Origin of the sequence: Burkholderia sp. Z1 (assembly GCF_014893795.1) — a bacterium.
In the GTDB taxonomy this organism is placed as follows: domain Bacteria; phylum Pseudomonadota; class Gammaproteobacteria; order Burkholderiales; family Burkholderiaceae; genus Burkholderia; species Burkholderia theae.
Genome location: NZ_JACFYL010000001.1, coordinates 3,523,609 through 3,536,939, shown reverse-complemented (window position 1 = coordinate 3,536,939; position 13,331 = coordinate 3,523,609). Strand labels below are relative to the sequence as shown.

Here is a 13,331-nt window from a genome sequence, read left to right as displayed (position 1 = left end):
CGGGACCGGTTCCGATCTGGAGACCTGGAGGAAACATGGAATACAACCGTCTGTTGCACACCCTGCGTGTTACCGCCATTGCAGGCGTGGCAGCGGCATCGCTCGGCGTCGCGGGCTCTGCATTCGCACAGATCCCGAACAAAACGCTCGTCTACTGCTCAGAAGGCAGCCCGGCGGGTTTCGATTCCGCGCAATTTACGACCGGCGTCGATTTCACCGCCGCCACGTTCACCGTCTACAACCGTCTCGTCGAATTCGAGCGCGGCGGCACCAAGGTCGAGCCGGGGCTCGCCGAGAAGTGGGACGTATCGCCCGACGGCAAGGTGTACACGTTCCACCTGCGCCACGGCGTGAAGTTCCACACGACCGACTTCTTCAAGCCGACGCGTGAATTCAACGCGGACGACGTACTGTTCTCGTTCCAGCGCATGCTCGACCCGAACCAGGCGTTCCGCAAGGCGTATCCGGTGTCGTTCCCGTACTTCACGGACATGGGCCTCGACAAGCTGATCACGAAGGTCGAGAAGGTCGATCCGTACACGGTGAAGTTCACGCTGGCCGAGCCGAACGCGCCGTTCATCCAGAACATGGCGATGGAATTCGCGTCGATCCTGTCGGCCGAATACGGCGACCAGCTGATGAAGGCCGGCAAGGCCGCCGACATCAACCAGAAGCCGGTCGGCACGGGTCCGTTCATCTTCCGCAGCTACACGAAGGACGCGACGATCCGATTCGACGGCAATCCTGATTACTGGAAGAAGGGCGAAGTGAAGATCTCGAAGCTGATCTTCTCGATCACGCCGGATCCGGGCGTGCGCGTGCAGAAGATCAAGCGCAACGAATGCCAGGTGATGAGCTATCCGCGTCCGGCCGACATCGCGACGCTGAAGGCCGATTCGGGCGTCGACATGCCGTCGCAGGCGGGCTTCAACCTCGGCTACCTCGCGTACAACGTCGAGCACAAGCCGGTCGACAAGCTCGAGGTGCGTCAGGCGCTCGACATGGCGATCAACAAGAAGGCGATTCTCGAATCCGTCTACCAGGGTGCCGGCCAGGCCGCCAGCGCGCCGATGCCGCCGACCCAATGGTCGTACGACAAGAACCTGAAGATGGCCGCGAACGACACCGCGAAGGCGAAGGCGCTGCTCGCGAAGGCCGGTTATGCGAACGGTTTCGAGATCACGCTGTGGGCGATGCCCGTGCAGCGCGCGTACAACCCGAACGCCCGCCTGATGGCCGAGATGATCCAGGCCGACTGGGCGAAGATCGGCGTGAAGGCGAAGATCGTCACGTACGAGTGGGGCGAGTACATCAAGCGCGCCCACACGGGTGAGCAGGACACGATGCTGATCGGCTGGACGGGCGACAACGGCGACCCCGACAACTGGCTCGGCACGCTGCTCGGCTGCGAAGCGATCAAGGGCAACAACTTCTCGCACTGGTGCTACAAGCCGTTCGACGAACTGGTCCAGAAGGGCCGCACGACGACGGGCCAGGACGCGCGCACGAAGCTCTACATGCAGGCACAGCAGATCTTCGCGCAGCAGCTGCCGTTCTCGCCGATCGCGAACTCGACGGTGTACCAGCCGGTGCGCAAGAACGTCGTTGACATGCGCATCGAGCCGCTCGGCTATGCACGCTTCGACGGTGTCGGCGTGAAGTAATACGACCGGCGTAAGCTGTCTACGAAGACCGAAACCGGTAATTCATCCGGCGGCGGGAGGCCACGAGCTTCCCGTCGCCGGTCGCACATTTCCCACAAGAAAATACGAGACGCATCATGTTCACATTCGTGTTGCGCCGCGTGGGCATGGTGATCCCGACTTTCATCGGCATCACCATCCTGGCGTTTGCGCTGATTCACCTGATACCGGGCGACCCCATCGAAGTGATGATGGGCGAGCGCGGCGTCGATCCCGCCATGCATGCGGAGGCGATGAAACGCCTCGGGCTCGACCAGCCGCTGCCCATGCAGTACCTCCACTACATCGGCCGTGCGCTGCATGGCGACCTCGGCACGTCGATCATCACCAACACGAGCGTCGCGGGCGAGTTCTTTGCGCGCTTCCCGGCGACCGTCGAGCTGTCGCTGTGCGCGCTCGTGTTCGCGCTCGCGGTCGGGCTGCCGGCCGGCGTGATCGCCGCGCTGCGGCGCGGCTCGGTCGTCGACCACGGCGTGATGGGCACCGCGCTCACCGGCTATTCGATGCCGATCTTCTGGTGGGGGCTGATCCTCATCATGGTGTTTTCGTCATACCTCGGCTGGACGCCCGTGTCGGGGCGCATCGCCGTCGAATACGACTTCCCGCACCCGACGGGCTTCATGCTGATCGACGCGCTGCTCGCGCCGGACGAAGGCTCGTTCAAGTCGGCGGTCAGCCACCTGATCCTGCCCGCGATCGTGCTCGGCACGATCCCGCTCGCGGTGATCGCGCGGATGACGCGCTCGTCGATGCTCGAAGTGCTGCGCGAGGACTACATCCGCACCGCCCGCGCGAAGGGGCTGTCGCCCGCGCGCGTGGTCGTCGTGCATGCGCTGCGCAATGCGCTGATCCCGGTCGTTACCGTGATCGGCCTGCAGATCGGCACGCTGCTCGCGGGCGCCGTGCTGACCGAGACGCTCTTTTCGTGGCCCGGTGTCGGCAAGTGGCTGATCGATGCGATCGGCCGCCGCGACTATCCGGTCGTCCAGGGCGGCATCCTGCTGATCGCGACGCTCGTGATCGTCGTGAACCTGGTCGTCGACCTGCTGTACGGCGTGCTGAATCCGCGCATCCGCCACACGAGGTAATTCCATGAGCAATCTGCAAAACACCCTGCCGACCGAAACCGCGCCGGCCGGCGGCCGTGCGCTCGCGCTGCGCGAGTTCTGGGCCAACTTCTCGCGCAACCGCGGCGCCGTCGGCGCCGGCATCGTCGTGCTCACGCTGATCCTGATCGCGCTCCTCGCGCCGCTGATCGCGCCGCACAGCCCGGTCGAGCAATACCGCGACTACGTGAAGATCCCGCCCGCATGGCTCGACGGCGGCAACTGGAAATTCATCCTCGGCACCGACGAAGCGGGTCGCGACATTCTTTCGCGCCTGATGTACGGCGCGCGGATGTCGTTCTGGATCGGCTTCGTGTCGGTCGTGCTCGCGCTGATCCCCGGCATCGTGCTCGGGCTCGTCGCCGCGTTCTTCCAGAAGTGGGCCGACACGCCCGTGATGCGCATCATGGACGTGCTGCTCGCGCTGCCGTCGCTGCTGCTCGCGGTCGCGGTCGTCGCGATCATCGGCCCGGGCCTCATCAACACGATGTTCGCGATCGCGATCGTCGCGCTGCCGGCCTATGTGCGCCTCACGCGCGCGTCGGCGCTCGGCGAGCTGCAGAAGGAATACGTGACCGCGTCGCGCGTGGCCGGTGCCGGCACGCTGCGCCTGATGTTCTCGCAGGTGCTGCCCAACTGCACGGCGCCGCTGATCGTGCAGGCGACCCTCGGCTTCTCGTCGGCGATCCTCGATGCAGCCGCGCTCGGCTTCCTCGGTCTCGGCGTTCAGCCGCCGACCGCCGAGTGGGGCGCGATGCTGGCGTCCGCACGCGACTACATCGACAACGCATGGTGGATCGTGACGATGCCCGGCCTGTCGATCCTGATTTCGGTGCTTGCGATCAACCTGCTCGGCGACGGGCTGCGCGACGCGCTCGATCCCAAACTGAAACGGATGGCGTGACATGAGCAACAATCTTCTGACCATCCGCAATCTCGCGGTGAACTTCAACGGCCTGCCCGCCGTCGACCGGATCAACATGTCGATCGCGCCGGGCGAGGTGGTGGGCGTCGTCGGCGAATCGGGCTCGGGCAAGAGCGTGACGATGATGGCGCTGATGGGCCTGATCGACGCGCCGGGCAAGGTGACGGCCGACGAGGTCACGTTCGACGGCGTCGACCTGCTGAAGGCATCGCCGAAGGCGCGCCGCAAGATCGTCGGCAAGGACATCGCGATGGTGTTCCAGGACGCGCTGACGAGCCTGAATCCGAGCTACACGGTCGGCTACCAGATCAAGGAAGTGCTGAAGCTGCACGAAGGCCTGCGCGGCGACGCGCTGAACCGGCGCGCGCTCGAGCTGCTCGACCAGGTCGGCATTCCCGATGCGAAGAACCGCATCACGTCGTTCCCGCACCAGATGTCGGGCGGGATGAACCAGCGCGTGATGATCGCGATGGCCGTCGCGTGCAACCCGAAGCTGCTGATCGCCGACGAGCCGACCACCGCGCTCGACGTGACGATCCAGGCGCAGATCATGGATCTGCTCGTGAAGCTGCAGAAGGAGCGCGGGATGGCGCTCGTGCTGATCTCGCACGACCTGGCCGTGGTGTCGGAGGTCGCGCAGCGCGTCGCGGTGATGTACGCCGGCGAGATCATCGAGACCAACAGCGTGCCCGAGATCTTCCGCGCGCCGCATCATCCGTACACGGAAGCGCTGCTCGCGGCGATTCCCGAGCACAATAAGGGGGCGCGTCGCCTTGCCGCATTGCCCGGCATGGTGCCCGGCCGCGATGATCGCCCGTCCGGGTGCCTGTTCGCGCCGCGCTGCAAGTATGTCGTCGACGATTGCCGCAAGGCGCGGCCGGCGCTCGATACGCTGGTGTCCGGCAACGATGCGATGCGCGCGCGCTGCATCAAGCCGCTCAATGTTTCCAACCTCGACCTGACGGGAGGCGCGCGATGAACGCAGTCCACGAAACGAGCGCGCCGCACGACGAGGACGTCGTCCTGGTCGCCGACCAGCTCGCGAAACACTACTCGGTGAAACGCGGCATGTTCGGCCAGGGCACGGTGAAGGCGCTCAACGGCGTGTCGTTTTCGCTCAAGCGCGGCAAGACGCTCGCCGTCGTCGGCGAATCCGGTTGCGGGAAGTCGACGCTCGCGCGGCAGCTGACGATGATCGAGACGCCGACGTCCGGCCACCTGTCGATCGACGGCAAGGACGTCGCGGGCGCGGACCGCCACCGGGTCGCCGACCTGCGCCGCCGCGTGCAGATGGTGTTCCAGAACCCGTTCGCGTCGCTCAACCCGCGCAAGACCGTCGAGCAGACGCTCGCCGAGCCGCTCGAGATCAACGCGAACCTGACGGCCGCCGAGCGCGCGCAGCGCGTCGCGCAGATCATGCGCACGGTCGGCCTGCGGCCCGAGCACGCGAAGCGTTATCCGCACATGTTCTCGGGCGGCCAGCGGCAGCGTGTCGCGATCGCGCGGGCGATGATCCTCGATCCGCGGATCGTCGTCGCGGACGAGCCGGTGTCCGCGCTCGACGTGTCGATCCAGGCGCAGATCCTGAACCTGTTCATGGATCTGCAGGAGCAGTTCAAGACGAGCTACGTGTTCATCTCGCACAACCTGTCGGTGGTCGAGCACGTCGCGGACGACGTGATGGTGATGTACTTCGGCAGTGTCGCCGAGCTCGGCGACAAGGCGACGATCTACGCGCGGCCGCGCCATCCGTACACGCGTGCGCTGATGTCGGCGACGCCGGCGATCTTCGAGGAAGACCGCCGCGTGCAGATCAAGCTGCAGGGCGAGCTGCCGTCGCCGCTCAATCCGCCGTCGGGCTGCGCGTTCCATCAGCGCTGCCCGTACGCGGTCGAGCGCTGCCGCGCCGAGGAGCCGCAACTGCGCGACGTCGACGGCCGGCGCGTGGCCTGCCATCGCGCCGAGGAGGTAGGGGAGGCGAATGCCTGAAGCGTTGGCGGCGCGCGCGTCCGGCGTGCGCCGTTCGGGGGCTGGCAGTGCGCGCGTGATGCGCGCGTACCGCCACGCACGCCGCTGGGGCGTGCGTACCGTCACGGGCGCGGCGCTGGCCGGCGCGTGCGTGGTGGCCGGCTTCGTGGTTCCCGTCGAGTCCGCGCGCGCCGAAGGGCGCGCGCCGGCCACCTCGCCGATTCATCCGTCGCAAGTCCCGCCGCCCGGCATGAGCCTGCCGGGCTTCCACGCGCCTGCCGTGTCGGACGGCACGGTCGCGCGCGGCACGGTGCGCGTGCAGCCCGCGCGCATGCCGTTCTACGTCGCGACCAAGGGCAAGGTCACGCTCTACGTGCTCGGCACGCTGCACACGGGCGACCCGTCCGATTACCCGAGCGCGCAACCGTTCCGGCCGCGCATCCTCGCGGCGCTCGCCGCGTCGCCGACGCTCGCGCTCGAGCTGTCGCCGGACGATCTGCTCGAATCGCAGGACGACGTGTCGAAGTACGGCATCTGTCGCTACCCGTGCCTGCAGCGCCTGCTGCCGGAGCCGCTGTGGCTGCGGCTCGCGGCGCGCCTGCACGGCAACCCGGCCGCGCTCGCCGAGATCCGCAAGATGCGGCCGTGGCTCGCGGCGCTCGTCGTCGAGACCTACGATTCGCTGTCGGCCGGCCTGCAGACCGAATACGGCACCGAGGCGCAGCTGCAGAACGTGTTCCTGAAGAAGAAGGGCGGCCGCGTGATCGGGCTCGAGACGCTCGCCGAACAGATGCGCGCGTTCACCGGGCTCACGCTGGCCGAGCAGCGCGAGATGCTCGCGCAGGACATGGTGCAGACACCCGCGCAGAACGCCGACGACATCAAGTCGCTGCACCGGCTGTGGCGAATTGGCGACGCCGATGCGATCTCCGCATGGGCGGTCGCGAAGACCGAGCGGCTCGCGCGTTCGAAGGCGTTGTCAGCGTCGATCGACAACAAGATCGTGTACGAGCGCAACCGGCGCTTCGTTGCACGGATGACCGCAATCGCCGCGCCGAACCGGCCGCTGTTCGTCGCGATCGGCGCGCTGCATCTGGGCGGCCCGCGCGGCGTGCTCGAATTGTTGCGTCAACAAGGTTACAGCGTCGACGCGAACTGAACATCGCCGTCGCGCCCGAATCGATCCTCCCCTGTTTGATCGACGCCGTCCGGATCGCGTCAAACGCCTGTATGGGCGTGCCATTCGATAAGGAAAACCCTCGATTCGTCGGAAAATAGCGTTTCAAACGATTGACATCCCGTTCTGCCAATATCTATTCTTCGATCCACAAGTTGAAAAAATGAAAAGAATAGAAAAAGTTCTACGGGGTAGCAGAAAAGAAAGCGCGGGGTGAGCGCGTTGCCGGCACGTGGTGCACACGTGCCGGCCGCGGAAAGTGTCTGCATGTACGGCGGGGCCAATCATCGTCGGACAACAACAAGGCATGCAGGCCGACTTGCGAATAAGCAACGCTCCGTCGTCCAACCGGGGTAAGCAGTGAATCGGGCGGCGGCGGACGTTTTTTAATCCGGAAGATTTTTCCGGTCACCGTCGAAAGACGGTTTCGGGGGGTGAATCGACAGACGGCGAAGCCGCAGCGATTGCACCAACGGAAAAGCGCCACGAGGGCGCTTTTTTCTTTTGGGCGACGGCATCACGCATTGCGCGCGATACCGCGGATACGTGTCACGCGCCTTCGTCCGCCTGCAGCGCACCCGGCGCCACCACGTCGACACCGGCTGCCTCGAGCGCCGCCCGAATCCGCTTCGCGAACGCCAACGCGTGCGGTCCGTCGCCGTGCAGGCAGACGGTCTGCGCATTGAGCGGCACCCATTCGCCGCTCAGTGCACGCACCTGCCGGTTGCGCACCATGTCGAGCGTGCGCGCGAGCACCGCGTCTTCATCGTCGATCAGCGCGCCGGGCTGGCTGCGCGGCACGAGCGAGCCGTCCGCCCGGTAGCCGCGATCGGCGAACACTTCCTCCACCGCGGCGAGCCCCGCATGCCGCGCGGCCGCGACGAACACGCTGTTCGCGAGCCCGAACACCGCGAGCGACGGATCGAAATCGTGGATCGCGGACACCACCGCATCGGCGATCATCGGGTCGCGCGCGGCCTGGTTGTACAGCGCGCCGTGCGGCTTCACGTGCGCGATGCGCCCGCCTTCGGCCTGCGCGATCGCCGACAGCGCGCCGAGCTGGTACAGCACGCCGGCATAGATGTCGCCGGCCGGCAGCTGCATTTCCTTGCGGCCGAAATTCTCCGGATCGTGAAAGCTCGGGTGCGCGCCGATCGACACGCCCTTCTGCACGGCCCAGCGCACGCAGTCGCGCATCGCATTCGCGCCGCCTGCATGCCACCCGCATGCGATGTTCGCCGACGTGACGAGGTCGAGCAGCGCCTCGTCCGATCCGCATCCTTCGCCGAGATCGGCATTCAGATCGATTTCCATGATGTTCCTCGTCCACAAATTGCGTGGCGCGTCTTTCGTACTGCTTCCGCCATTGTCACGCTGCGCGCGATTGCGCGCGGCGGCGCGCTTCCTCGCGCATGTCGATCGCGACGTCGATCTGCCGCAGATAGGCACGTTCTGCAGTCAGGGCGGCGCGCGCGGCGTCGGGTGTCGTGCGCACGAAGCGGATCGGCAGGTTGAGCCGCGCCTGCGCAAGCTTCCACAGATCGGCGCGGATCACCGTGCCGATCTTCGGGTAGCCGCCGGTGGTCTGCGCGTCGTGCATCAGCACGATCGGCTGGCCGTTCGGCGGCACCTGGATCGTGCCGGGCAGCACCGCGTGCGACAGCAGCTCGACCGGCCGCTCGCGCACGAGCTCCGCGCCGGCGAGGCGATAGCCCATCCGGTTGCTGTTCGCGGTGACGAGCCATTCCTCGTCCCAGAACGCCTGCTGCGAATCGGCCGCGAACGACGCGTAGTCGGGGCCCGGCAGCACGCGCACGGGCATCGCCCACGGCGCATGCGCGGGGCGGTGCCGGCGCGGCGGCTCGTCGATGCGCACGAACGCGCACCACGCGGGCGCCTTCACGCCGAATTCGGGCGCATCGGCCGCAAGGCAGCCCGCGCCGGCCGGCGGCACACCGACCGGGAGCCGATCGCCGTCGCGCAGCGTGCGGCCGCCGAGGCCGCCGAAGCGCGACGCGAGATCGGTGCTGCGCGAGCCGAGCATCGGCAGCACGTCGATGCCGCCCGCGATGCACAGATAACCGCGCATCCCGCGTTTCGCGGCTGGCAGCACGAGCGTCTGACCGGCGTCGACCGGCAGGCTCCACCACGAATACACGCGTTCGCCGTCGAGCGTCGCGCCGAACTCGGTGCCGGTGATCGCGATGCGGGTGGCCCGCGTGAAGCGGAAGGCGGCCGGGCCGATCGTGATCTCGACGGCCGCCGCGTCGGGGCGGTTGCCGACGAGCCGGTTGCCGACCTCGAGCGCGAGGCCGTCGAGCGCGCCGCCCTGCGCGACGCCGAGATGGCGCGCGCCGCGGCGCCCAAGATCCTGCACGGTCGACAGCGGGCCGGCCCGCAACACTTCGATGGTGCCCGGTGCGTTGCTCTGGGTCATCGTGCGTCGACTCCCGCAATGGTGAAGCGGACCCGGTCGCCGGGCAGCAGCAGCGTCGGCTGCGGTCGCGTCGGATCGAACAGCACGTGCGACGTGCGGCCGATCAGTTGCCAGCCGCCGGGGGACGTGGCCGGGTAGATGCCCGTCTGCGCGCCGCCGATGCCGACCGAGCCGGCCGGCACCTCGAGACGCGGCGCCGCGCGGCGCGGCGTGTGCAGCGACGTATCGAGGCCGCCCAGATACGCGAAGCCCGGCTGGAAGCCGACGAAGAACACGACGTATTCGCCGGCAACATGGCGCGCGACGACCTCGTCGGCCGACAGGCCAGTGTGCGCGGCGACGGCCGGTAGGTCGGGGCCGGCTGCGCCGCCGTACTCGACCGGGATCTCGACGTCGCGGCCGTCGGCGTGCTCGACGTCGGCGGTTTCCCACGCGTCGCGCAGCGCCGGCGTGAGCGACGCGGCCGTCGCGGCGAGCGGGTCGAAGACGATGGTCAGGTTGTTCATGCCCGGCACGACGTCGATCACGTCGGGCCACGCGCGCGCGGCCTCGGCAACGGCCCAGACGCGGCGCTGGCAATCGAGCGTGGCGGGCGGCGGCACCTCACAGACGAGGGCGGCATCGCCGAGCGGATAAATGCGGGGTTGCGTCATCGGACTGGCACGGTTCGGACGGCAATGTTAGCGCACATTGTCAATAAGATATCGATAACTTCCCAATAAGCGTTTTCGCCTAGCCCGTATACCCGGGCTTCTGACGTACACTCGGCAAACCCTGACATCCTGCTTGCGCCGCCCTTCCATGAAGCGTCCTCCGACCAAGATCGTGTCATCCGAACACCTCGTTTCCGATTCGAGCGCGGAGCTGTCGGAGCTCGAATACGGGCTCATCATGGCCGGCAACGCGTTCAATCGCTGGATGGTGCGCTGCATGTCGGCAGCCGGCGCGAAGGACATGACGGCGGTCGAGGTATCGCTGCTGCACCACGTCAGCCATCGCGAACGCAAGAAGAAGCTCGCCGACATCTGCTTCGTGCTCAATATCGAGGATACGCACGTCGCGACCTATGCGCTGAAAAAACTGATCGCCCGCGGCTATGTGAAGAGCGAGAAGAGCGGCAAGGAAGTGTTCTTCTTCGCGACCGACGCGGGCCGCGAACTGTGCCTGAAGTATCGCGAGGTGCGCGAGCACTGCCTGATCGAGACGCTGAAGGACAGCGGGCTCACCAACGCGCAGATCGGCGACGCGGCGCAGTTGCTGCGCCACGCATCGGGCCTGTACGACACGGCCGCGCGCGCGGCGGCGTCGCTGTAAACGATTGCGGAAATCATTGCGCGCGGCCAGGCGCTGACGGGCGTGCGGCGACGACCGTGGCGCGCCGCGCCGCGTCATCCGGCGGCCGGGTAGAGCGCGCCGTCGGTCACGATCCAGCGCAGCGCGAGATCGTGCGCTTCGGCCGGCAGCGCATCGACGCGGCACGCTTCATAGGCGATGCCGACCGTCACGGGCAGCGCGTCGCCCGGCCATGCGGCGAGCGTGCGGTCGTAGTAGCCGCCGCCGTAGCCGAGCCGGTAGCGCTGCGGATCGAATCCCACACAGGGAATCAGCAACAGGTCGGGCACGACGTCGATTCCCGACGTCGGTTCCGGAATCCGGTGATGACCTTCGCGCATCGGCGTGTGCGCATCCCATGCATGGAACGCGAGCGGCGCGTGCCGCTCGCCGATCACCGGCAGCGCGGCGCGCCGGCCGGCGCCCGCCGCGCACCACGCGAGCACCGCGTCGCGCGCATCGAATTCGCCCGGCAGCGGCCAGTAGAACCCCACCGTGCGCGGCGCGAGCCGTTCGAGCAGCGTGCGCAGCCGCGCGTCGAGCGCGGCGTTCGCGGCGGGTTGCGACGCGGCGTCGCGGCGCGCGCCGGACAGCGTTTTGCGCAGCGCAACCTTCGGGTTCGGCACAGGGTTGCGTGCTATGCTTTCGCTCAATTCGTGCTCCATTCAAAACGATGTCGAACAGCCTTTTTCGAGTATATCGCGCGGTCGCGCTGACGCTTTCCGCCGCCGCGCTCGTCGCGGGCACGACCGCGTGCGCGGCACCGGGCGACGACACGGTCGCCGGGGATGACCAGACCTTCGTGCAGCTTCGCGAAGCCGCGCGCCGCAACGACGCGGCGAAAGCCGCGCAGCTCGCGTCGATGATCCCGAACTATCCGGTACCGTCCTACGTCGAGTATTTCCAGATCAAGCCGCAGCTGTTCGATTCGACGGGCCGCGCGCGCGTCGATGCGCCGGACGCGCCCGTGCAGTCGTTCCTGCAGCGCTACGACGGCCAGGCGATCGCCGACCGCCTGCGTAACGATTACCTGCTCGTGCTCGGCGCGCGCCACGACTGGCGCAGCTTCGACGATCAATACAAGCGCTTCGTGCTCGACGACGACACGCAGGTCAAGTGCTACGCGCTCGAATCGCGCGCGGCGCGCGGCGAGAACGTCGCCGAGGCGGCGCGCGCGCTGCTCGTCGAGCCGAAGAACTATGGCGACGCGTGCGTCGACCTGATCACCGCGCTCACGGTCAACCAGCAGTTCACGAACGACGACGTGTGGCAGCAGGCGCGTCTCGCGTACGAACAGAACTACACGACGCTCGGCGGCAAGATCGTCGACGCGCTCGGCCCGCGCCCGGTCGGCTTCGACCAGGCGACGAGCGCGCCGCCGCTGTACCTCGCGCGCGGCGTCGGCCCCGACGCGGTGTCGCACCAGCTCGCGCTGATCGCGCTCGGCCGCATGGCGCGCAACGATCCGGACGCAGCCGCCGGGATGCTGACGTCGGTCGCCGGCTCGCTCACGAAGCAGGAGCAGGCGATCGCGTGGGGTGCGATCGGCTACCAGGGCGCGATCAAGCGCTCGCCGCTCGCGTCGGTCTGGTATGCGAAATCCGCGAATGCACCGCTGTCGAACCCGGGCTACGAATGGCGCACGCGCGCCGCGCTGCTCGCCGGCAACTGGCCGATGGTGCGCTGGTCGATCGAGCAGATGCCGCCGTCGCTGCGCGACGATCCGGCGTGGATCTACTGGCATGCGCGCGCGCTCAAGCAGAGCGGCGACACGCTGCAGGCGAACCAGGAATTCGAGCAGGTCGCGGGCCAGTTCAACTTCTACGGGCAGCTCGCCGGCGAAGAACTCGGCCAGCGCACGACGATCCCGCCGCGCACGAAGGTGAGCGACGCCGAGATCGACGCGATGAGCAAGATTCCGGGCTTCGCGCTCGCGCAGCGCTTCTACGCGCTGAACCTGCGCCTCGAAGGCAACCGCGAATGGAACTGGCCGCTGCGCGGGATGACCGATCGCCAGCTGCTCGCGGCCGCCGAGTACGGCAAGCGCGTCGAGCTGCTCGACCGCACGGTCAACACGGCCGACCGCACGAAGGCCGAGCACGACTTCACGCTGCGCTACCCGTCGCCGTACCGCAACATCGTCGAGCGCTATGCGCAATCGACGGGCCTCGACGTCGAATGGGCGTACGGGCTGATCCGCCAGGAGTCGCGCTTCATCACGAGCGCGCGTTCGTCGGTGGGCGCGGGCGGCCTGATGCAGCTGATGCCGGCCACCGCCCAGATGGTCGCGAAGAAGCTCGGCATGGGCGCGATCACGCGCGCGCAGATGCACGACATCGATACCAACATCCAGCTCGGCACCTGGTATCTGTCGGACATCTACAATAACTTCGACAGCTCGCCGGTGCTGGCCACCGCCGGCTACAACGCGGGCCCGGGCCGGCCGCGCCAGTGGCGCCAGGTGTTGACGCAGCCGGTCGAAGGCGCGATCTTCGCGGAGACGATTCCGTTCAACGAGACGCGCGACTACGTGAAGAACGTGCTGTCGAATACCGTCTACTACGCGGCGCTCTTCGAGGGCAAACCGCAGTCGCTGAAGAAACGTCTAGGCATGATCTCGCCCTGATCCGCAATCTTCACACTGCCGCGCGAGACGCGGCAGTGTTCTTTTGAGGTCCCGAAC

The 13,331-nt window shown here is 67.4% G+C and carries 12 protein-coding genes; 8 read left to right on the top strand and 4 right to left on the bottom strand.

Features of this window, described 5'->3' with window-relative positions; all coding sequences use genetic code 11:
• The first annotated feature begins 35 nt into the window (after positions 1 to 35).
• From H3H55_RS16435 to H3H55_RS16410, 6 genes are all read left to right on the top strand, one after another.
• Complete coding sequence (locus H3H55_RS16435) at positions 36 to 1,664, top strand: ABC transporter substrate-binding protein (protein WP_193099361.1); 1,629 nt, start codon at positions 36 to 38, stop codon at positions 1,662 to 1,664.
• Between the two features lie 116 nt (positions 1,665 to 1,780).
• Positions 1,781 to 2,791, top strand: a complete 1,011-nt coding sequence (locus H3H55_RS16430) for an ABC transporter permease subunit (protein WP_011353491.1) — start codon at positions 1,781 to 1,783, stop codon at positions 2,789 to 2,791.
• Between the two features lie 4 nt (positions 2,792 to 2,795).
• A complete protein-coding gene (locus H3H55_RS16425; RefSeq protein WP_129513191.1) occupies positions 2,796 to 3,713 on the top strand; it encodes an ABC transporter permease subunit in 918 nt (305 codons plus the stop codon).
• A 1-nt stretch (position 3,714) separates the two neighbouring features.
• Complete coding sequence (locus H3H55_RS16420) at positions 3,715 to 4,713, top strand: ABC transporter ATP-binding protein (protein ID WP_193099360.1); 999 nt, start codon at positions 3,715 to 3,717, stop codon at positions 4,711 to 4,713.
• Positions 4,710 to 5,723, top strand: a complete 1,014-nt coding sequence (locus H3H55_RS16415) for a peptide ABC transporter ATP-binding protein (protein ID WP_129513189.1) — start codon at positions 4,710 to 4,712, stop codon at positions 5,721 to 5,723. Before H3H55_RS16420 ends, H3H55_RS16415 begins: the two co-directional genes overlap by 4 nt.
• Positions 5,716 to 6,861, top strand: coding sequence for a TraB/GumN family protein (locus H3H55_RS16410; RefSeq protein WP_193099359.1), 1,146 nt, complete (start codon positions 5,716 to 5,718; stop codon positions 6,859 to 6,861). The genes H3H55_RS16415 and H3H55_RS16410 overlap by 8 nt, the downstream gene beginning before the upstream one ends.
• Positions 6,862 to 7,428: 567 nt before the next feature.
• Here the strand turns inward: H3H55_RS16410 and pxpA are convergent.
• The 3 genes from pxpA to pxpB are packed head-to-tail and all read right to left on the bottom strand — an operon-like array spanning position 7,429 to position 9,969.
• Complete coding sequence (gene pxpA / locus H3H55_RS16405) at positions 7,429 to 8,193, bottom strand: 5-oxoprolinase subunit PxpA (protein ID WP_034190296.1); 765 nt, start codon at positions 8,191 to 8,193, stop codon at positions 7,429 to 7,431.
• A gap of 55 nt (positions 8,194 to 8,248) precedes the next feature.
• Positions 8,249 to 9,316, bottom strand: a complete 1,068-nt coding sequence (locus tag H3H55_RS16400; protein WP_129513186.1) for a biotin-dependent carboxyltransferase family protein — start codon at positions 9,314 to 9,316, stop codon at positions 8,249 to 8,251.
• Positions 9,313 to 9,969: a 5-oxoprolinase subunit PxpB gene (gene pxpB / locus H3H55_RS16395; protein ID WP_193099358.1), complete on the bottom strand. Its 657-nt coding sequence runs from the start codon at positions 9,967 to 9,969 to the stop codon at positions 9,313 to 9,315. The genes H3H55_RS16400 and pxpB overlap by 4 nt, the downstream gene beginning before the upstream one ends.
• Positions 9,970 to 10,117: 148 nt before the next feature.
• On the opposite strand from pxpB, the gene H3H55_RS16390 reads away from it, so the two are divergent.
• Positions 10,118 to 10,630: a winged helix DNA-binding protein gene (locus tag H3H55_RS16390; RefSeq protein ID WP_129513184.1), complete on the top strand. Its 513-nt coding sequence runs from the start codon at positions 10,118 to 10,120 to the stop codon at positions 10,628 to 10,630.
• Between the two features lie 74 nt (positions 10,631 to 10,704).
• Here the strand turns inward: H3H55_RS16390 and H3H55_RS16385 are convergent, their stop codons facing one another.
• On the bottom strand, positions 10,705 to 11,313 hold the full coding sequence (locus H3H55_RS16385) for a 5-formyltetrahydrofolate cyclo-ligase (protein ID WP_193099357.1): 609 nt from the start codon (positions 11,311 to 11,313) through the stop codon (positions 10,705 to 10,707).
• A gap of 8 nt (positions 11,314 to 11,321) precedes the next feature.
• Between H3H55_RS16385 and H3H55_RS16380 the strand changes: the two genes are divergently transcribed.
• Positions 11,322 to 13,274, top strand: a complete 1,953-nt coding sequence (locus H3H55_RS16380; RefSeq protein WP_193099356.1) for a lytic transglycosylase domain-containing protein — start codon at positions 11,322 to 11,324, stop codon at positions 13,272 to 13,274.
• Positions 13,275 to 13,331: the final 57 nt, after the last annotated feature.

What these genes read in the sequence shown, in the direction of transcription:
- H3H55_RS16435 (WP_193099361.1), top strand. Translation starts at nt 36, where the DNA reads ATGGAATACAACCGTCTGTTGCACACCCTGCGTGTTACCGCCATTGCA.
- H3H55_RS16430 (WP_011353491.1), top strand. Translation starts at nt 1,781, where the DNA reads ATGTTCACATTCGTGTTGCGCCGCGTGGGCATGGTGATCCCGACTTTC.
- H3H55_RS16425 (WP_129513191.1), top strand. Translation starts at nt 2,796, where the DNA reads ATGAGCAATCTGCAAAACACCCTGCCGACCGAAACCGCGCCGGCCGGC.
- H3H55_RS16420 (WP_193099360.1), top strand. Translation starts at nt 3,715, where the DNA reads ATGAGCAACAATCTTCTGACCATCCGCAATCTCGCGGTGAACTTCAAC.
- H3H55_RS16415 (WP_129513189.1), top strand. Translation starts at nt 4,710, where the DNA reads ATGAACGCAGTCCACGAAACGAGCGCGCCGCACGACGAGGACGTCGTC.
- H3H55_RS16410 (WP_193099359.1), top strand. Translation starts at nt 5,716, where the DNA reads ATGCCTGAAGCGTTGGCGGCGCGCGCGTCCGGCGTGCGCCGTTCGGGG.
- pxpA (WP_034190296.1), bottom strand. Translation starts at nt 8,193, where the DNA reads ATGGAAATCGATCTGAATGCCGATCTCGGCGAAGGATGCGGATCGGAC.
- H3H55_RS16400 (WP_129513186.1), bottom strand. Translation starts at nt 9,316, where the DNA reads ATGACCCAGAGCAACGCACCGGGCACCATCGAAGTGTTGCGGGCCGGC.
- pxpB (WP_193099358.1), bottom strand. Translation starts at nt 9,969, where the DNA reads ATGACGCAACCCCGCATTTATCCGCTCGGCGATGCCGCCCTCGTCTGT.
- H3H55_RS16390 (WP_129513184.1), top strand. Translation starts at nt 10,118, where the DNA reads ATGAAGCGTCCTCCGACCAAGATCGTGTCATCCGAACACCTCGTTTCC.
- H3H55_RS16385 (WP_193099357.1), bottom strand. Translation starts at nt 11,313, where the DNA reads ATGGAGCACGAATTGAGCGAAAGCATAGCACGCAACCCTGTGCCGAAC.
- H3H55_RS16380 (WP_193099356.1), top strand. Translation starts at nt 11,322, where the DNA reads ATGTCGAACAGCCTTTTTCGAGTATATCGCGCGGTCGCGCTGACGCTT.